Source organism: Moritella sp. PE36 (assembly GCF_000170855.1).
Taxonomy (GTDB): Bacteria; Pseudomonadota; Gammaproteobacteria; order Enterobacterales; family Moritellaceae; genus Moritella.
In genome coordinates, this window is the sequence record NZ_ABCQ01000006.1 from 57,548 (window position 1) to 77,585 (window position 20,038).

13 protein-coding genes are annotated in these 20,038 nt (G+C 41.3%); 4 read left to right on the forward strand and 9 right to left on the reverse strand.

Annotated features, from left to right (window positions below):
• Complete coding sequence (thrA, locus tag PE36_RS05865) at positions 1-2,460, reverse strand: bifunctional aspartate kinase/homoserine dehydrogenase I (protein WP_006031044.1); 2,460 nt, start codon at positions 2,458-2,460, stop codon at positions 1-3.
• Between the two features lie 331 nt (positions 2,461-2,791).
• On the opposite strand from thrA, the gene aceK reads away from it, so the two are divergent.
• Positions 2,792-4,516, forward strand: a complete 1,725-nt coding sequence (gene aceK / locus PE36_RS05870) for a bifunctional isocitrate dehydrogenase kinase/phosphatase (protein ID WP_006031046.1) — start codon at positions 2,792-2,794, stop codon at positions 4,514-4,516.
• A gap of 153 nt (positions 4,517-4,669) precedes the next feature.
• On the opposite strand, the gene PE36_RS05875 is transcribed toward aceK, so the two are convergent.
• Entirely contained in the window at positions 4,670-5,149 is a 480-nt protein-coding gene (locus PE36_RS05875) for a putative 4-hydroxy-4-methyl-2-oxoglutarate aldolase (protein WP_006031047.1), read from the reverse strand.
• Positions 5,150-5,962: 813 nt separating this feature from the next.
• Between PE36_RS05875 and arcA the strand changes: the two genes are divergently transcribed.
• The gene (gene arcA, locus PE36_RS05880; protein WP_006031048.1) at positions 5,963-6,679 is read left to right on the forward strand and encodes a two-component system response regulator ArcA; all 717 of its coding nucleotides are present in this window, start codon (positions 5,963-5,965) and stop codon (positions 6,677-6,679) included.
• Between the two features lie 107 nt (positions 6,680-6,786).
• Here the strand turns inward: arcA and PE36_RS05885 are convergent, their stop codons facing one another.
• A complete protein-coding gene (locus tag PE36_RS05885) occupies positions 6,787-7,668 on the reverse strand; it encodes a chemotaxis protein (protein ID WP_006031049.1) in 882 nt (293 codons plus the stop codon).
• Positions 7,669-7,867: 199 nt separating this feature from the next.
• On the reverse strand, positions 7,868-11,761 hold the full coding sequence (gene purL / locus PE36_RS05890; protein ID WP_006031050.1) for a phosphoribosylformylglycinamidine synthase: 3,894 nt from the start codon (positions 11,759-11,761) through the stop codon (positions 7,868-7,870).
• 287 nt (positions 11,762-12,048) lie between these two features.
• Here purL and mltF point away from each other — a divergent pair, with 287 nt between their 5' ends.
• Positions 12,049-13,512, forward strand: a complete 1,464-nt coding sequence (gene mltF / locus PE36_RS05895) for a membrane-bound lytic murein transglycosylase MltF (protein ID WP_006031051.1) — start codon at positions 12,049-12,051, stop codon at positions 13,510-13,512.
• Between the two features lie 134 nt (positions 13,513-13,646).
• Positions 13,647-13,790, forward strand: coding sequence for a hypothetical protein (locus PE36_RS24540; protein WP_006031052.1), 144 nt, complete (start codon positions 13,647-13,649; stop codon positions 13,788-13,790).
• Here the strand turns inward: PE36_RS24540 and tadA are convergent.
• The 5 genes from tadA to PE36_RS05920 form a co-directional block, all read right to left on the reverse strand.
• Positions 13,787-14,335 (reverse strand): tRNA adenosine(34) deaminase TadA, encoded by a 549-nt coding sequence (tadA, locus tag PE36_RS05900; protein ID WP_006031053.1) that lies wholly within the window; start codon positions 14,333-14,335, stop codon positions 13,787-13,789. The genes PE36_RS24540 and tadA overlap by 4 nt on opposite strands.
• A gap of 124 nt (positions 14,336-14,459) precedes the next feature.
• On the reverse strand, positions 14,460-15,485 hold the full coding sequence (tdh, locus tag PE36_RS05905) for an L-threonine 3-dehydrogenase (RefSeq protein WP_006031054.1): 1,026 nt from the start codon (positions 15,483-15,485) through the stop codon (positions 14,460-14,462).
• A gap of 102 nt (positions 15,486-15,587) precedes the next feature.
• Complete coding sequence (locus PE36_RS05910) at positions 15,588-16,778, reverse strand: glycine C-acetyltransferase (protein WP_006031055.1); 1,191 nt, start codon at positions 16,776-16,778, stop codon at positions 15,588-15,590.
• 240 nt (positions 16,779-17,018) lie between these two features.
• The gene (locus PE36_RS05915) at positions 17,019-18,707 is read right to left on the reverse strand and encodes an NAD-dependent malic enzyme (protein ID WP_006031056.1); all 1,689 of its coding nucleotides are present in this window, start codon (positions 18,705-18,707) and stop codon (positions 17,019-17,021) included.
• Positions 18,708-18,906: 199 nt separating this feature from the next.
• Positions 18,907-19,761: an RNA polymerase sigma factor RpoD/SigA gene (locus PE36_RS05920; RefSeq protein WP_006031057.1), complete on the reverse strand. Its 855-nt coding sequence runs from the start codon at positions 19,759-19,761 to the stop codon at positions 18,907-18,909.
• Between the last annotated feature and the right edge of the window lie 277 nt (positions 19,762-20,038).

The following is a 20,038-nucleotide window of genomic DNA, read 5'->3' on the forward strand; positions in this document are numbered from 1 at the left end:
TTAAACCTCCTGCTTCCAGTTAAGGGTACGTAATACATCGGCAAATACACCTGCTGCAGTCACCTCTGAACCGGCGCCATAACCACGTAATACCATTGGGATTGGCTGATAATAACGGCTATAAAATGCCAATGCATTCTCGCCATCTTTGACTTTATTCAATGGATCAGATTCTGGTACTGCCGCAATCGATACTGTACATTTACCGTCTTCAATCTGACCAATATAACGTAATACGTTCCCCTCTGCAGCAGCCGTTGCTTGCAGATCGGCAAAATACGCATCGGCTTTTGGCAGGTTAGCCATGAACTCGTCATTGGTCCCTGTTGCATCAAAGCCCGCTGGTATTGCCGCTTCAACTTCAACTTGGTCTAAGGTTAAATCCATGCCCGCTTCACGTGCAATAATTAACAGTTTACGTGCGATATCCATGCCGCTTAGATCTTCACGCGGATCTGGTTCCGTAAAGCCATTATCACGCGCTTGCGCCGTTGCTTGTGAGAAACTCATGCCTTCATCTAATTTACCAAAGATGTATGACATCGAACCCGACAGAATACCGTTGAAGCGTACCAGTTCATCACCCGCGCTTAATAGATTCTGTAGATTTTCAATCACCGGCAGACCGGCACCTACGTTCGTATCGTATAAGAAACGACGACGGGTTTTTAATGCCGTTGAACGCAGTTCGTGGTAATAATCCATGCTCATGGTATTGGCTTTTTTATTTGCCGCAACGACGTGGAAACCACGGCCAAGGAAGTCAACATACTGACTGGCAAGATTATCATTACTGGTACAATCAACAATCACTGGGTTAATGATGTGGCTGTGTTTAACCAAATCTTCCAGTGTGGCTAATGAGAATTCAATATCACTGGCAGCAAGATCGTCAGCCCAATGTGTTAATGATAACCCTTCTGAGTCGAGTAACATTTGGCGACTGTTGGCGATACCGCAGACACGGATCTCAATATGACGTTCTGCTAAAAATTCTTTTTGACGTTTGATTTGTTCGACTAATGCCGCGCCCACACCACCGCAGCCCAATAAAAATAGGTCGATGTATTGTTGTTTACCAAAGAAAATATTGTGTGAGGCTTTAATCGCGTCATTGGCTTTGCTTTCATCAATAACCGCAGAAATAGAACGCTCAGATGAACCTTGCGCAATAGCAACCAGATTAACCGATGCTTGTGCTAATGCCGTAAAGAAACGCGCAGCAATACCGTTGGCTTTACGCATGCCATCGCCCACCAGCGACACAATCGCTAAGCCATCACGCATTTCGATAGGTTCGAGTAACTGGTTACTGATCTCTAAAGTAAATTCGTTATTCAGTGCCAGTTTAGCTTTACCTGCATCATAACTGTGGATACAGAAACTCACGCTGTATTCTGATGATGATTGGGTGATAAGGGCAATTGATACACCAGCACGTGATACGGTTTCGAAAATACGACCAGCCATGCCAACCATACCTTTCATACCAGGGCCAGATACATTAATCATGGTCATGCCACTTAGCTCTGATAATGATTTAACCTCGGCCTGAGTTTTCGATACTAAGCCACCAATTAAGGTGCCTTCACCTTCTGGATTTTGAGTGTTCTTAATCAAACAAGGAATGTGGTGCTGCGCAATCGGGGCAATGGTTTTTGGATGCAATACTTTGGCGCCAAAATACGACAATTCCATCGCTTCTGGATAGCTTAATGTTTTAAGTAATTTGGCATCTTTCACTAAACGCGGATCACAGGCGTAAACACCATCTACGTCTGTCCATATCTCACAGCATTCAGCATACAGACACGCCGCTAATACCGCTGCAGAATAATCAGAACCATTACGACCAAGCACAACCGTGTTGCCTTGTTCGTCACCCGCAGTAAAGCCCGGCATTAAATAGATATGATCCGCTTTAATTGGATCTTGTTCGAAACGAGCACGAGAAGCGTCAATATCCACAGTGGCTTCTAATACACCGCCCTTTCCGACTAGCTTGTCTTGCGGAACAATCACTTCAACTTTAAAGCCACGCGCTAATAACAGTTGCTCCATGCAAACAATACTCAGTTTTTCACCGATACATAAAATCTTTGCTTCAATGTTTTCTGGGCATTGCGATAATAATTTAACGCCATACAAGTATTCTCTTAATGTCGCTAACGATTTTTCCAGCTGTGTTAAGGCTAACTCCGCATTAAAATTAACGTATTGTGCTTTTAAGCCGGCAACAAGTGCTTTAAAAATACCATCGATTTCTTCCAGTGAAGACTCGGCGTCAAGGCCACGAACTGTTTGTTGCACCGCGGCAACTAAATTGTTGGTCACTTTTGCTGGCGCAGATAACACCAATGCTACCTGTGACTGCTCAATTTTACTCACAGAGATATCTGCCGCACAGGCAAATCGTTCAGCATTCGCTAACGATGTACCACCAAATTTTAAAACTCGCATCCTTTGCTCCTTGTTGATACAAAAAAGCCCGTTCCTAAATCGGTAACGGGCTCTTTTATTATGTCTGTCTTAGCCCTGCGTATCATCCCACCGTTGTAATAACAGTGTTAATAATGGTGGTGGTAATAAACGCTAGGTTATAAGTCATAATAATATTTAATAAATCTATAATAATTTCAATACCTATAGCAATATCAAAAAATGCGACGTTAATCAAGTTTAAAATAGATTTAGTTGTTTCACTCTACATCGCTAAATGGAGGTAAAGATGTTGAAATAATGTAAAAACATTGCGATATTGAACCATGTCTTAAGTCCAAGGATTTGTTGTATGGAAAAAGTGTTAGAAGCGCAAATAGCGGGGTCATTATTAGCATCGTTTGATGCTTTTTATAGCCGCTTTTTAGAAGTTACCCGTGGTGCAAAGTTACGTTTTGAAAACGCCGATTGGCATGGCGTGCAAATAGCAGCGAAAAAACGTATCAGCCTTTATGATTACCACGTCGGTAAAACCGCCCAACAAATGCAGGACCTTGCCGCTGAAGCAGAAGCCGACCAGGTGTTTCTGCAAGGCATCAAGCGTGAGTACGAGGCACTATTACAACATTACCCGAATTTTGAAATAGCCGAGAGTTTCTTTAATTCTGTTTATCGCCGTGTCTTTAAACACACTAATATATACAAAGACCAACTCTTCATCACCAATGCCAACCGCGTTCGAGACCCCACCTACCCAAATAATTTTTATCGCAGTTATAGCCGAGGAGGAAACTTTTCGGTGATCTTACGTAAGATTATTGGTGGTTATACGTTTACGGCTCGATGGGAGAACTTGGACCGGGACCTTGCTAATGTCGTGGATTATCTGAACCAACATGCGCCTAAACAGCTTACCGATGCCAAGCATATCGAAGTGCACATGCTCAACGAGGTATTCTATCGTAACAAGGGCGCATACCTGATGGGTAAGATCTTTGCAGATGGGCAAATGTATCCACTGGTATTTCCGATTTTGAATAACGAAGAAAACGAGATCTATTTAGATACGGTTATTTTTGAAAAAGAAGAAACCAGTATTCTATTTGGTTTTGCCCGTGCTTATTTCTTTGTTTATGCCCCTGAGCCTGGTGCTATCGTGCAGTTTCTAAAACCGATGATCCCGCATAAAACCAACTTTGAGATCTACTCTGCTATTGGTTGTCAAAAACACGCAAAAACCGAACTGTTTCGCCACTATATAGAACACCTAGATAACTCTGACGATAAGTTCATTATTGCCCCGGGTATTAAAGGCATGGTGATGAGCGTATTTACCCTACCTTCTTATGATGTAGTATTTAAGATCATTAAAGATGAGTTTGCACCACCGAAGCAAATCGATCATGCCACTGTAAAAGCCAAGTATCAGATCGTGAAATCCCACGATCGTGTCGGTCGTATGGCAGATACGCAGCAATTTAAGAACTTTGCCTTTCCCAAAGATCGTTTCAGTCAAGAACTCTTAGATGAATTATTGGCCGTTGCGCCATCAATTATAAAACTGACTAACAGTAAAGTGGTGATCCAGCATCTGTACATTGAACGTAAAATGATCCCGTTAAACATCTATCTCGAACAAGCAAATGAAGAAGAACTGGATAATGCTATTGATGAATACGGCAATGCGATCAAGCAACTTGCTGCCGCAAACATTTTCCCTGGGGATATGTTATTTAAAAACTTTGGCGTGACCCGTCATCATCGGGTGATATTTTACGATTATGATGAGATCTCATATATGCATGAAGTTAACTTCCGCTACATTCCGCCACCACGCTACCCTGAGGACATCATGCTGGCTGAACCTTGGTTTGCTGTCGCACCCAACGATGTTTTTCCGGAGGAGTTTGAGACCTTTTTATTATCTCGACCTGAAATTAACAAGTTGTTTAAAAAATACCATTCAGATCTGCTTGATGCTGATTACTGGAAGGGACTACAAGACAATATTAATCGCGGTAACTACAATGATGTATTTCCTTATCGCCGGGCTCGACGGTTTGACCGGGACACATAGTTTTTGACCGAAACACATCGTTAAAGCAACAGCAGATAGCAGAAGTTAACGGAATAAAAACGTGATGAGGTTAATTATCCATTAACCTCATCATCTACTCTTTCTCTGTATAAGTAACAAAACCTAATCACTACTAACACTAATCATGCGCAGTTACAGCAAGGGTTCTTTCGCTACTACAACCCCATTTAGATCGGCATAGATATAATCACCTTCAGCAATACTCACACCTGCAAAATGCAAGTCGATACCTGCGTCACCTAAACCACGTTTTTCCGTTTTTACTGGACAGGCGGTTATCGCTTTAACACCGAGGTTCAGGGTATTAATAGTGGCAACATCACGAATAGCGCCATAAATAACAAAACCAGCCCAGCCATTGTTAACCGCATTTTCGGCAATCATATCGCCAAGCAGTGCACGTCGTGTTGAACCGCCGCCATCAATCACCAAAATACGTCCTTCACCTGGCGTGCCGGCAAGTTCTTTCACCAGCGAGTTATCTTCAAAACATTTAACAGTTACCGCTTGGCCACTAAAAATAGTCGCGTTACCATAACTTTGAAAAATAGGCTCCATCACGGATAATTGATCGAAATGTCGATCACACAAATCGGGTAATAGGTCTAACATAGTCCATCCTTAACATCGTTATTTTTATAGCTGACAATCCCATAGCAATTTGTTACTAACAACAATATTTGCTACAACTACCCACATATTAGCGCAGATCAATTATTCCAATCTATAATTAATTAACAAAGTCCATACATAGACAAGAATTAGTCATTAAAACTTACCAAGTTGTAATTTGATTACATTTTAAAGAATGAAATTTATTATTTAGTCATCCAAATCATGATAAGCCACTACAAATAAATAATATCGCACCACATTCAGATAAATAAACATGCATAGTAAGTACTATAAACCAACCAACGCAGCTGAATCTGTGCTGAAGTAGCAAAAAAATACGATTTGTGAAAATGTTTTTAGCCGATATCAACAGGGTTTACGGCGTAATTTACACGCCATTGAACCTAACGAATGTACGTTTAAAGCAATGTGTAAATTCAGAATGAACTCGCAACCAATTGATTTATATACACTTAAATACTACAAACCAACAAGCTAAACCACTATCTTTAATTAAAGTTAGTCTGGTGATCATTTTTAAATATAAAATATAGCTCATTAGTGTGATTTGATAAATATCAAATCATGTTTAGTTATTACGTAACATAATTACATTAGGTTGTTATACTGCTGTTAATAACATATAATCCTATAGTTAAGGAAGCCATAACACTAGATATCCTACTGCAGCCTGCTGTTTTAGGGAAATAGTCTTATATTTCATGGATGTATTACTCTTACTCCTGAATTAATTGATACAATATCAATAATCTGGGCTCTATTTGATCCAACGCGAAACTAGGTACGTTTATGCAAACCCCAAACATTCTTATCGTAGAAGATGAACTCGTTACACGTAACACCCTCAAAAGCATCTTCGAAGCTGAAGGTTATTCAGTACATGAAGCAAGTAACGGCGATGAAATGTATGAGATCATTACCAATAACCCTATCAGCTTGGTAATCATGGATATTAATCTTCCAGGTAAAAATGGCTTACTGTTAGCGCGTGAACTACGTGACAAACATAATCTAGCCTTGATGTTTTTAACTGGTCGCGACAATGAAGTTGACAAGATTTTAGGTCTAGAAATTGGTGCTGACGATTACATTACCAAACCATTTAACCCACGTGAATTAACTATCCGTGCGCGTAACCTACTAGGCCGTACTTTTACGAAAATCCCAGTAGCAGACGAAGAAAAAGCAATCATTGAAGAATATCAATTCAATGGCTGGCGTCTGAATATCAACAGCCGCTCTTTAATTAGTCCGCTGGATGATTCATTCAAACTACCACGTAGTGAATTCCGTGCCATGCTACACTTTGTAGAGAACCCAGGTAAGATTCAAACGCGTGCAATGTTATTGAAAAAAATGACAGGCCGTGAACTGAAACCACACGATCGTACTGTCGATGTAACGATTCGTCGTATCCGTAAGCATTTTGAAAGCATTGCTGATACGCCAGAGATCATCGCGACAATCCACGGTGAAGGTTACCGTTTTTGTGGTGAATTAAGCTAAGTTAGCTTAATTTAAATATAATTCGCTGCGCTTTACGGTGTAGCGAATTATAAAAAAGCGCTAATAATTAGCGCTTTTTTTGTGCCTAGTATTCTTGATTCTTAACTCTAACTAACCTTATCTCGCCCTTTTACGCCACGTAGAATGGCTTGTAATAACTCACTGGCATCAAATTTAGTTAACGCTTCATCGGCACCAATTTGCTGCGCACGTTCAGTGCTAATAGCACTCGATAACGACGTATGCAGAATGATGTAAGTCGCAGATACATTCGGTGTACTACGTACTTCAAATGCAACTTCATATCCGTCTAAGCCTGGCATTTCAATATCACTGACCAACACATCGATTGGCTTACCAGATTCGACTGCCGACTGCATTATGGCTAACGCATCTTGGCCATTATTTGACACTTGATAATGAATACCTGCGGCATCGAGTGCACCACCAAGTTGATTACGTGCGACCATTGAATCATCCACCACCAAAATTTCTTTGGTACGCAGTTGTTCAAGTTCAAGCTCACTAAACTGAGGTAACTCCACATCATCATTTGGATAAATGTCCGCTAACAAGCGTTCAACATCCATCAATTGCACTAATTGATCATCAAGCTTCATCACCCCTATGGTATATATATTACAACCGAGTGATGGATCTGGAGCCGAGATGTCTTTCCAACTGCAATGCATGATCTTATCAATATGGCGTACCAAAAAACCGACGACCTGACGGCTACAATCGGTGATAATAATATTACACGAGTCATATTCTTCTTTACTGACAGGGCGATAACCAACAGCATTCGCCATATCAATAATAGGTATAGTACGACCACGTAACGTCGCAGCACCCATCACCATAGGGTGAGAACCCGGTATAGAATAAAGGCGGGGGGAGGGTACGATCTCCTGTACTTTCAACGTGCCTATGGCAAATTTTTGCTGAAGATTTAACTTAAATAATAATAAACCTTGTGACTGACTCATTACCCTTCCTACTTATTAATTAATACATTACCTTTAACCTCCGACTATAGCATAGTTAATTATTTATACTATTTTATGTAATGAAAATAGTGGCTAGGACATGATGGTTATACTTATTTAGTAGAAAGTAGTGATTTACAAATAAAAAAAGACCGCAATAAATGCGGTCTTAATTATTGACGGTATAACTTAGATAAGATTAACCTAAATTCACACGCGCATTGCGGAACATACGCATCCAGGGGCTATCTTCGCCCCACTCTTCTGGATGCCATGAGTTGCTCACACTGCGGAATACACGTTCCGGATGTGGCATCATGATAGTTACGCGGCCATCAGTGGTTGTTAAACCAGTAATACCTAATGGCGAACCATTTGGATTTGATGGGTATTGCGTCGTAGGTTGACCATAGTTATCAACGAAGTTAAGTGTCACGGTGCCACTGTTTTGTAGTGCTTGCAGATGCGCATCATCGCGTAATTCAATGCGACCTTCACCGTGAGATACAGCGATAGGCATTCTTGAACCAGCCATGTTACCTAAGAATATTGACGGATTTTTCGGTACTTCAACCAAGCTGAAACGTGCTTCAAAACGTTCCGATTGGTTAGTCACGAAACGTGGCCATAATTCTGAACCCGGGATAAGTTCACCCAAGTTAGATAACATCTGACAACCATTACATACACCCAGTGAGAAACTGTCTTCACGTTCGAAGAAAGCCGCAAACTGATCGCGTGCTTGTGGGTTAAATAAGATTGATTTAGCCCAACCTTCACCCGCACCCAGTACGTCACCGTAAGAGAAACCACCACAAGCGGCAAGGCCTGCGAAGTCAGCTAGGTTAACGCGACCGCTAAGAATATCACTCATGTGAATATCTTGAGCAGCAAAACCAGCACGATCAAATGCCGCAGCCATTTCTGTTTGCGAGTTTACACCCTGCTCACGTAAAATCGCTATTTTAGGCTGTACGCCTGTTGCAATGTAAGGTGCCGCAATATCGTGGTTCACATCGAAGCTTAAGTTAACATTTAGACCAGGGTCTTTCACATCAAGTTTAAGATCGAATTCTTCTTGAGCACAACTTGGGTTGTCACGCAGCGCTTGCATTTTCAGCGTTGTTTCAGCCCACATAGCACGGTAATAAGTACGCGATTCAGCTAATACGATTTCACCGTTACGGGTGAAGCGAACCATATCATCTTCATTGGTTGAACCAATCACATGACAACATGCAGCTAGACCGTGGCCTGCTAGTGTTGTGAGTACTTGTTCCTTCATTGCTGAAGTAACTTGGATCACAGCACCTAACTCTTCTGAGTACAGTGCCGCAAGATCATCAGTACCTAGCATATCAAGTTCAACATCAACACCACAGTGACCAGCAAATGCCATCTCTGTTACTGTCGAGAATAAACCACCGTCACTACGGTCATGGTAAGCCAGTAATGATTGCTCTTTCACTAATACTTGCATCGCATCGAAGAAGCCTTTCAGCTGCTCAGCGCTATCCACATCGGGTGTATGTTGACCCAGCTGCTTGTATACTTGTGCTAATGATGAAGCGCCTAGACGATTCTTGCCATTACCTAAATCGATAAGGATAAGGTCAGTTGCGCCTTTATCAGTGCGTAGCTGCGGGGTTACTGTTTTACGTACATCAGTCACACGGCCGAATGCAGTAATAATCAGTGATAATGGTGAGGTAACTTCTTTATTATCACCGTTATCTTCCCAGCGCGTCTTCATTGACATTGAATCTTTACCCACTGGAATAGTCAGGTTCAATTCAGGGCAAAGTTCTTCACCTACCGCTTTAACCGCCGCATATAAACCCGCATCTTCACCAGGGTGACCCGCTGCAGACATCCAGTTAGCAGACAAGTTAATACGGGTTAAATCACCAATTTCAGTAGCCGCAATATTGGTTAATGCTTCAGCAACGGCCATACGGCTTGATGCAGGGAAGTTTAACAATGCTAATGGCGTACGTTCACCAATTGCCATTGCTTCACCAGCGTAAGTATCAAAACTTGCTGCGGTTACTGCGCAATCGGCTACTGGAACCTGCCAAGGACCAACCATTTGGTCACGTGCAACTAAACCCGTTACCGAGCGGTCACCAATGGTGATCAAGAACGTCTTCTCAGCAATCGCAGGTAAACGTAATAGACGCTCTGCAGCATCTTTAACCGTAACACCAGTAAAATCTAATGGTTCACCTTCTGTTACCAGCGTTGTTGCTTCACGGTGCATCTTAGGTGCTTTACCTAATAATACTTCCATTGGCATATCAATCGGCGTTTCGTCTAATAACGAATCCGTTACCGTCAAATGCAACTCTTCAGTCGCTACGCCAACCACAGAGAATGGGGTGCGTTCACGCTTACAAATCGCTTCAAATGTGGCTAGGTTTTCAGGTGCAACAGCCATAACGTAACGTTCTTGTGATTCATTACACCAGATTTCAAGCGGTGACATACCTGGTTCATCGTTGTTGATATCACGTAATTCGAATTTAGCGCCACGACCACCGTCATGCACAAGTTCAGGGAATGCGTTTGATAAACCGCCCGCGCCCACATCGTGAATGAAAGCAATTGGATTGTCGTCACCAAGCTGCCAGCAACGGTCGATAACTTCCTGACAACGACGTTCCATTTCTGGATTTTCACGTTGTACCGAAGCAAAATCTAAATCTTCGTGTGATTGACCTGAATCCATTGATGAAGCAGCACTGCCACCTAAACCAATGTTCATTGCAGGACCACCCAGAGCGATAAGTTTCGCGCCTACTGGGATATCCCCTTTTTTAACGTGTTGGTCACGGATATTACCCAGACCACCAGCCAGCATAATTGGCTTGTGGTAACCACGTACTTCCACACCGTTATGGCTGTTAACTTCAGCTTCATAAGTACGGAAATAACCTAATATGTTAGGACGACCAAATTCGTTATTAAATGCAGCGCCACCAAGTGGGCCTTCTAGCATAATGTCTAATGCACTAACGATACGACCAGGTTTACCAAAGTCGGTTTCCCACGGCTGTTCAAATCCTGGAATACGTAAGTTCGATACGCTAAAACCAACTAAACCAGCTTTTGGTTTCGAACCACGACCCGTTGCGCCTTCATCACGAATTTCACCACCAGAACCTGTCGCGGCACCAGGCCAAGGAGAGATTGCTGTTGGGTGATTGTGCGTCTCAACTTTCATCAGAATTTGAATATCTTCTTGGTGATATTCATACTGCAGAGTATGTGGGTCAGGGAAGAAACGGCCGGCTTTTGAACCTTCCATCACCGAAGCATTGTCTTTATATGCAGATAAAACATGATCACCGGTTTGTGCGAAGGTGTTCTTGATCATCTGGAATAATGATTTTTCTTGCTCTTGACCATCAATGGTCCAGTCAGCATTAAAAATCTTATGACGACAATGCTCTGAGTTTGCTTGAGCAAACATCATTAATTCGATGTCATTTGGATTACGCTTTAATTGCGTAAAGCTGGCAATCAAATAATCGATTTCATCTTCAGCCAGTGCTAAACCTAATTTAACATTCGCGTCAACAAGTGCCTCACGGCCACCCGCTAAGATATCAACAGACTTTAATGGGCGCGCTTGTGCTTGCACAAATAACTGTTCCGCAGCATCTAAGTTATCAAATACAACTTCCATCATACGGTCGTGCATAAGGCTTGCAGCAGTTTGTAATTGGTTTGGTGTAAGTGGTGTAGATGAAGAGATGTAGTAAGCGATGCCACGTTCAAGACGTTTTATTTTAGAAAGGCCGCAGTTGATTGCGATGTCGGTAGATTTAGAAGACCAAGGAGAGATAGTGCCGGGACGAGGAGTGACAAGAAGGAGAGTTCCTTCGGGTTCGTGCTCTGCAATTCTTGGCCCGTAGGTCAACAATTTTTCCAGGACGCTCCGTTCATTGTCACTGAGCGGAGTTGTTACATCGGCAAAATGGATGTACTCCGCGTAAATTGTTATATCCGATAATCCTACATCATTACAACGTTCGACTAATTTATTAGTACGAAACTCAGAAAGCGCTGGCGCCCCTCGCATTATATGCATTAACTTTTTCTCACTAAAAGGGTTACTGGGGAAAAATCCCGGCCATTATATGCAAATTATTACAATAACGATAGCGCTACATGAGCAACAAGTTAATTTACTAATAACTTTTTTTGTTCCTTAGCCGATAACATCATTAACAGTATTGATCACATTATTATTTTATACATATAATATACTGTTTTTTTATACAGCAAATGGTGGTTAACTATTGTGTAATAGCAACGAAAACGCTATAAAGATAGATCCCGTATAGATATTTACATTTTCATCTTAAAGGTTATGACTTGCAGACATTTTTAGCACGCTTACAGCACTTTTTTAAACCCGGCTTGATCATTATTTTAAGCTTGGTTGTTTCCGGCTGCATGCAAGAGCAAGATCCCAGAACCCAATTAGAAAAGATCCAAGCAGCGGGAAAACTGCATATTAAAACCATTTATGGCCCTGCTAACTATTATATTGAAGGCAATAAACCTGCCGGGCTTGAATATGAATTGTTAAAACAATTCAGCGATTATCTCGGCGTCGAGTTAATTATCCACCCCTACCATTCACTAAAAAGTATGTTAGAAGCAAAATCAACCAAGAAGAAACCTTTTGCGTTATCCGCGGCAGGCTTAACACGCACCAAAAAACGCTTAACTGAATATCGTATGGGACCAAGTTATTATGAGGTGAAACAATTACTCATTTATCGTAAAGGCAGCCTAAGACCGCGTAATCTGCAGCAGATTGTCGATCCTATCTATGTAGTAAAAAGTTCCAGTCATGAAGAGTACGTGCAAAAACTGCAACGTGAGAACCCCGAACTCAACATTACTTATAAAACGTTTCCTGACGAAGAGATCTTATTCAGTAATTTAGAAGCGGGTAACATCAAACTCGCGATCGCCGATGATACCTCATTATCTCAGCATCAATATTATTACCCACACTTAAATAAAGCCTTTGTACTTGAGAATGAACTTGATGTCGTTTGGCTCATGAATAAAAACGATGACGATTCATTAGCGAGTGCAGTATTAGCCTTTTTCACCTTGCAGCAAATATCAGGTAAAATGGAGCAGCTACAAGAAAAGTATTTTGGTCACATTGATACCTTCGATTTTGTCGATACCCGTACTTTCTTACGCCGTGTTGATTCACAACTGCCTAAATACGAACCTTTATTTCGTCAATATGCCGGGCAATTAGATTGGCGCTTGCTGGCGGCGGTGAGTTACCAAGAATCGCATTGGAATCCCAAGGCAAAGTCACCGACGGGGGTCCGTGGCATGATGATGCTAACTTGGCCCACAGCCAGGGAATTTGGCGTTACCTCACGCATTGATGCCGAGCAAAGTGTGCGGGCTGGTTCAGCCTATTTAGCCAAGTTGATTAATCGCCTGCCAGATACTATTTCTGAACATGAAAAACCTTGGTTTGCATTAGCCGCCTATAATATAGGTTACAGTCATTTAATTGATGCACGAAAAATCACCGAAAAACTCGGTGGTAATGAAAATAGCTGGACTGAAGTCAAAGATATCATTCCGTTATTGCAACAACGTAAATGGTATAAATATACCCGTTTTGGTTACGCTAGAGGCAATGAGGCGGTCAAGTATGTCAGCAATATTCGTAAATATTACGATAGTTTGCGTTGGTTTGACGAACAGATAAACCTGACCGAACAAGTTGCCCGTGATGTGGGGTTTAAGTTATCGACAAGAACAGAACAACGACTGGTGATAGCTGAATTAAATTAACATCCACTGTCACAATATGTGCATAAAACTGACATAAAAGTTTCATGTGCATCTTATTTATATTACTGTATGTTTATAACCATAAAGAATAAAACAAAGCCTAGGATTAGGCAGAGAATATTAAGGATAACAAGATGCTAAAGAAAAGATCAAAATTAAAACTTAAAACACCAAGACGCCAAATAGCGCGTTCAAGAATAAATCGTTCACTGCTTAACCGCCAGCGCTCATTCTTTTTACAAAATGAATTTGCCGGCTTACCTGATTTATTAGATTAACCTTTCAGTAACAACTTCAGGGCTTTTTTCTCTTTACGGCGTCTTTTAAAAAACTGACTCAATAATGCGCCAGTCTCACTAGCAAAAACCCCTGAACGTACTTCTATTTGATGATTCAATTGCGCATGCTCAACCAGATTGAATACCGACCCCGCCGCCCCCGTTTTTAAATCTACAGCCCCATACACTAAACGCTTCACACGACTATGCACCATTGCCCCCGCACACATAGAGCAAGGTTCTAAGGTTACATAGAGAGTGGCATCAATAAGTCGATAATTCTCAACGGTTTTACCCGCTTCACGTAATGCCATAATTTCAGCATGCGCGGTAGCATCGTGTGAAATAATCGACTGATTCCAGCCTTCACCAATGATTTTATCATTCAGCACAATCACAGCACCAACAGGTACTTCATCAATCGCTTCTGCCTTGCCTGCTAACATGATCGCATGTTGCATCCAGCGTTCGTCAGCTTGTAGTTGTTCAGGAGTAAGGGCTAAATCAGATAAAAGGCTTCTATCTTCGGTAATGTCTTCGGTCATGACTATCTACAATGCAGTGTAATTTATGACGATAATAGCATAAATTAAACAGCAACAAAAAAAGGGTAAGCCCGATTCTCTCCGGCTTACCCTTTCAGCATTAATCTAGGAGATTAACGTTATATTATGTCCAGTCTAGGATAACTTTACCTGACATGCCTGAACGCATAATATCAAAACCTTCTTGGAATTGATCAATGGGGAAATGGTGCGTAATGATTGGTGTTAGGTCTAAACCTGACTGAATTAATGCAGCCATTTTGTACCAAGTTTCAAACATTTCACGACCATAGATACCTTTAATAACTAAACCTTTAAAGATAACATTGCCCCATTCGATGCTCATGTCATTTGGTGGAATACCCAACATAGCAATTTTACCGCCATGGTTCATCTTGTCTAGCATATCGCGAAATGCAGATGGCACACCTGACATTTCCAGGCCAACATCGAAGCCTTCTGTCATTTTAAGCTCGTCCATCACATCTGTAAGTGACTCAGTTGTTACGTTCACTGCACGTGTAACACCCATCTTGCGAGCGAGGTCTAAACGGAATTCATTCACATCAGTGATCACAACATTACGTGCACCAACGTGCTTACATACTGCCGCAGCCATGATACCGATTGGACCAGCGCCAGTAATTAATACATCTTCACCAACCACATCAAATGATAGCGCTGTGTGTACTGCATTACCAAACGGGTCAAAGATTGCCGCCATGTCATCAGAAATATCATCTGGTAGTTTGAATGCGTTAAATGCAGGAATAACTAAGTATTCAGCAAATGCGCCTTCACGGTTAACACCAACACCTATCGTATTACGACATAAATGGGTACGGCCGGCACGACAGTTACGACAGTGACCACAGGTAATGTGACCTTCACCAGAAACGCGATCACCGAGAGTGAAACCACGAACTTCTTGGCCGATACCAACAACTTCACCCACATACTCGTGGCCAACAACCATAGGTACTGGAATGGTTTTTTGTGACCATTCGTCCCAGTTATAAATATGGATATCGGTACCACAGATCGCGGTTTTACGGATCTTGATTAACAGATCATTGTGGCCAAGTGTTGGCTTTTCCACGTCTGTCATCCAAATACCTTGTTCAGGTTTTAATTTTGCTAGTGCTTTCATTTTCTTTAATCCACTTGTCTCGATGATATTAAGCTTCGATACTTAGACTCTAGATAGTAGGTACTAGGTACTAGGTACTTCGAAGCTTAATTAATTGTCTATTTAGATGATGCCAAGGTCTTTACCGATACGGGTAAATGCGGCAATGGCAATATCAATTTGTCCTACGCTGTGCGCTGCTGACATTTGCGTACGGATACGTGCTTTACCATGTGGAACCACTGGGAAAGAGAAACCGATAACATAAATGCCTTCCGCTAATAAACGCTCTGACATTTCAGCAGCCAGTGCCGCATCACCAATCATTACCGGTACAATTGCGTGGTCAGCACCTGCCAGTGTAAAACCAGCTGCGCTCATTTCACGGCGGAAATGTTCAGCGTTAGATTTAACTTTGACACGTAATTCATGGCCTTCTTCCATCATGTCGATAACACGAATTGATGCAGCAACAATCGCAGGAGCAACCGAGTTTGAGAATAAGTATGGACGTGAACGCTGACGTAACCAATCAACTACTTCTTTTTTAGCTGATGTGTAACCGCCTGACGCGCCACCTAATGCTTTGCCTAATGTACCAGTGATGATATCCACACGATCCATAACGCCACAATGTTCAGGGGTACCACGACCGCCTTCACCCACAAAACCAACCGCATGTGAATCATCAACCATCACAAGTGCATTATATTTGTCTGCAAGGTCACAAACGCCTTTTAGATTCGCGATCACGCCGTCCATTGAAAATACACCGTCAGTTGCGATCAACTTGTGACGCACACCTGCAGCATCGGCAGCAATAAGCTGCTCTTCGAGTGATGCCATGTTATTATTTTTGTAACGGAAGCGTTTTGCTTTACATAGACGTACACCATCAATGATTGACGCGTGGTTTAGTTCGTCTGAGATAATGGCATCTTCTGCACTTAATAACGTCTCAAATAAACCCGTGTTTGCATCAAAGCAAGACGTATACAAGATAGTATCTTCCATTCCTAGGAAAGTACTGATCTTGCTTTCTAATTCTTTATGTTTGTCCTGGGTACCACAGATAAAGCGTACAGACGCCATGCCAAAACCGTGGCTATCTAAACCTGATTGTGCCGCCGCAATTAAATCAGCATGATTAGCCAAACCTAAATAGTTGTTCGCACAGAAGTTAACAACTTCATTACCTGCCACTTGAATGTTGGCATTTTGGGCTGAAGTAATCACTCGCTCGTTTTTATAAAGGCCATCAGCTTTAGTTTGTTCTAGCTGAGATTGAATTTGCGAATAAAATGATGTATTCATCTGGCCAACTCCTAAGGTTAATGTCGATTTGATAGAGAAATGCCACGCATTCTACTAAACATAGCTGATCAAGCCAGAAGTATATGGAAAATACGCAAGTATTTTTTGCAGAATTGTTACGTAGCACTACTTATTGCAACATATAACCAATAACACAGATAAAAAAACCAGCTAAAGCAGCTGGTTTTTTTTAACATCAGTATAGAACGCCTATATGCGTTGCATATTCAGGAGTATTAACTAGTTAGCTACACGCTTATATTCACGATATTCTGGTAACCAGAAATTCTTTTCAATCTTGTTACGGATCGCTTCATCAGAAGTCTGCAGAGCAACACCTTGCAATTGTGCTGTTTTAGCTACCCAGAAAGCAATCTCTTTACTTACCGAATGGATGTCTGTTAATGGTGGTAATAGTGGACCTTCACCATCACGACCTAACGGTGAACAATCTGCTAATGCACGACTGGCCGCCATTAGCATTGCATTTGTTACACGCGTAGCTTCTGCAGCCAGCACACCTAAACCAATACCTGGAAAAATGTAGCTATTGTTACATTGTGCAATAGTGAACAATTCATCACCATAACTTACCGGTGGGAACGGGCTACCAGTAGCGACTAATGCACGACCTTCTGTCCAGCGGATAAGATCTTGTGGTGTTGCTTCGACTCGTGATGTCGGGTTACTTAACGGGAATATAATCGGACGCTCAGTATTTGCCGCCATGGTTTTAATGACTTGTTCAGTAAACAGGCCTGGCTGCCCAGATACACCAATTAGAATCGATGGTTTGCCATGTGTCATCACGTCGAGTAGTGAGATCACATCACTATCAATTTCCCACTCGTCTCGCAGTCCCTGATGTTGTACTAGTTTCTGTTGGAAATCGAGTAAGTTTGGCATTTTGTCTGTTAGCACACCAAAACGGTCAACCATAAATACACGTTCGCGTGCTTGACTATCAGATAGACCTTCTGACTTCATTTGCGCAACGATCTGTTCGGCAATACCACAACCCGCAGAACCCGCACCTAAGAAAGCAACTTTTTGCTCACTGAGTTTGGTTTTTGCAGCGCGACATGCCGCCATCAAGCTACCAAGCGTAACCGCAGCTGTACCTTGAATATCATCATTGAAACAACAAATTTCATCTTTGTAACGTTGTAATAATGGCATTGCATTTTGTTGTGCAAAATCTTCAAACTGCAATAATACATTTGGCCAACGACGTTTTATTGCATCAATGAACAACTCTAAAAAATCATTATATTTATCTTGGTCAATACGCGGACTACGCCAGCCCATGTACATCGGGTCTTGCAGACGTTTTTCGTTATTGGTGCCCACATCGAGTACGATAGGTAAACAGTTCGCCGGGCTAATACCACCACACGAAGTATAGAGTGATAGTTTACCAATTGGGATACCCATGCCGCCGATACCTTGATCACCCAAACCAAGAATACGCTCACCATCCGTTACTACGATCACTTTTACATTCTGTTTATTTACATTATGTAAAATGTCATCGATGTTTTCACGTTCTGGGTAAGAGATAAATAGACCGCGAGCACGGCGGTAGATATCTGAAAATTGCTGGCATGCAGCACCAACCGTAGGGGTATAAATAATTGGCATCATCTCTTCGAGATGGTTATCAACTAAACGGTAAAATAATGTTTCATTAGTATCTTGGATGTTACGTAAATAAACGTGTTTATCCATCGCACTCTCAAAGCCTGAAAACTGCTTATAAGCACGTTCAGCTTGTTCTTGAATAGATTCAACCATCGGTGGGATTAAACCAGTAAGGTTGAAGCTTTGACGCTCAATTGCACTAAAACCACTGCCTTTATTTAATAAAGGGGTTTCTAATAGTGCAGAGCCAGCGTAGGGTAAATACAGAGGACGACTTGTTGTGCTCATTGATATCTCATATATATGAAAAAGTGCAGTATGTTACAATCCGTAACTACTGGACGGGCTAAAATGACGAAGGAATATACCCAGCTAAGCTATCATGATCTAAAGAAAAAAACTAAAGATAACGATAATCGCTGACAATATATTCCAATATATTCCTTTTTATATATACAGAAAGTTAACAAGCACTGAGGTCGATTATTTAATTGAGATAATCTTGTTTTTGTACTGTATTTTGTAGTAACTCAGGTTGAATTTTCTGTAAGCTTAAATTAATAATTTGGCGAATTCGCTCTCTCGACATCGATAGACGTTCGCCGATAACATGTAGAGTCAGTGGATCTTCTTCACCTAACCCAAATCTTAATTCAATGATTTTTCTATCACGTTCAGATAAATGGCCTAATACTTCATTCAAATAACATAATGTATCAGCATCTTCGAGTTCATCGTTTGGTTTACAGATAGAATAATCTTCTAACATGTCGACCAACGCCGTACTCGAATCACGATCAGTCACGATTGTTTTATCTAAACTTGCTTCATTAAAATAATAGGATAACACTTCATTAACTTGTGCGTACTGCATTTCCAGAAATTCTGCCAATGTCATCACATCATGATTACACTGTAAGTCTAATTCTTGTTCACGTGCTGTTTTTAAAATGCGTTTATATACTTTACCAATATGGATTGGCACGCGGATAGTACGTGATTGGTTCATAATAAAGCGTTCGATATTATTTTTGATCCACCAAACAGCATAAGTAGAGAAACGAAAACCTTTGGTCGCATCAAACTTCTCGACAGCATGGATTAACCCTGTATTCCCTTCTTGGATTATATCAACGAGCGGTAGAGAGGTATGTTGGTAGCGTTTAGCGATATTAATCACCAAACGTAAATTAGATTGGATCATGCGTTGTCTGGCTTTTTCATCACCTTCATTAGAAGCCATAGCCGTTTCATATTCTTCCTCTTTAGTTAATAGTTTACTACTTTGGTTAACTTGATACATGTATACGTCTAGTGCATTCGACTCGTTAGATAATTCCATTTTTCTATCTCCCTAAGCGAGTCTCTCCACATGAAACCACGCTTACAAATTAAACAGACCTAGCAACAACTATAAAACTAACTAGAAACAAATTTTGATTAGAAAATAATTCAGTAGAAATAAGGTTAGTCGGGAATTAAATTTTAGAAAGGTTATTCTTAAAAAAAACAATAACATTATTAGATTAGTCATAAAATACAATAAAACCAAACAAGGTCAGACCAGACAATCAGTATCAACCACTATTGTTAATAAGTTTATCTTGACCGTTATGATG

Excerpts from the sequence above, each read along its gene's own strand:
- thrA (WP_006031044.1), bottom strand. The coding sequence starts at position 2,460 with ATGCGAGTTTTAAAATTTGGTGGTACATCGTTAGCGAATGCTGAACGA.
- aceK (WP_006031046.1), top strand. The coding sequence starts at position 2,792 with ATGGAAAAAGTGTTAGAAGCGCAAATAGCGGGGTCATTATTAGCATCG.
- PE36_RS05875 (WP_006031047.1), bottom strand. The coding sequence starts at position 5,149 with ATGTTAGACCTATTACCCGATTTGTGTGATCGACATTTCGATCAATTA.
- arcA (WP_006031048.1), top strand. The coding sequence starts at position 5,963 with ATGCAAACCCCAAACATTCTTATCGTAGAAGATGAACTCGTTACACGT.
- PE36_RS05885 (WP_006031049.1), bottom strand. The coding sequence starts at position 7,668 with ATGAGTCAGTCACAAGGTTTATTATTATTTAAGTTAAATCTTCAGCAA.
- purL (WP_006031050.1), bottom strand. The coding sequence starts at position 11,761 with ATGCATATAATGCGAGGGGCGCCAGCGCTTTCTGAGTTTCGTACTAAT.
- PE36_RS24540 (WP_006031052.1), top strand. The coding sequence starts at position 13,647 with ATGCTAAAGAAAAGATCAAAATTAAAACTTAAAACACCAAGACGCCAA.
- tadA (WP_006031053.1), bottom strand. The coding sequence starts at position 14,335 with ATGACCGAAGACATTACCGAAGATAGAAGCCTTTTATCTGATTTAGCC.
- tdh (WP_006031054.1), bottom strand. The coding sequence starts at position 15,485 with ATGAAAGCACTAGCAAAATTAAAACCTGAACAAGGTATTTGGATGACA.
- PE36_RS05910 (WP_006031055.1), bottom strand. The coding sequence starts at position 16,778 with ATGAATACATCATTTTATTCGCAAATTCAATCTCAGCTAGAACAAACT.
- PE36_RS05915 (WP_006031056.1), bottom strand. The coding sequence starts at position 18,707 with ATGAGCACAACAAGTCGTCCTCTGTATTTACCCTACGCTGGCTCTGCA.
- PE36_RS05920 (WP_006031057.1), bottom strand. The coding sequence starts at position 19,761 with ATGGAATTATCTAACGAGTCGAATGCACTAGACGTATACATGTATCAA.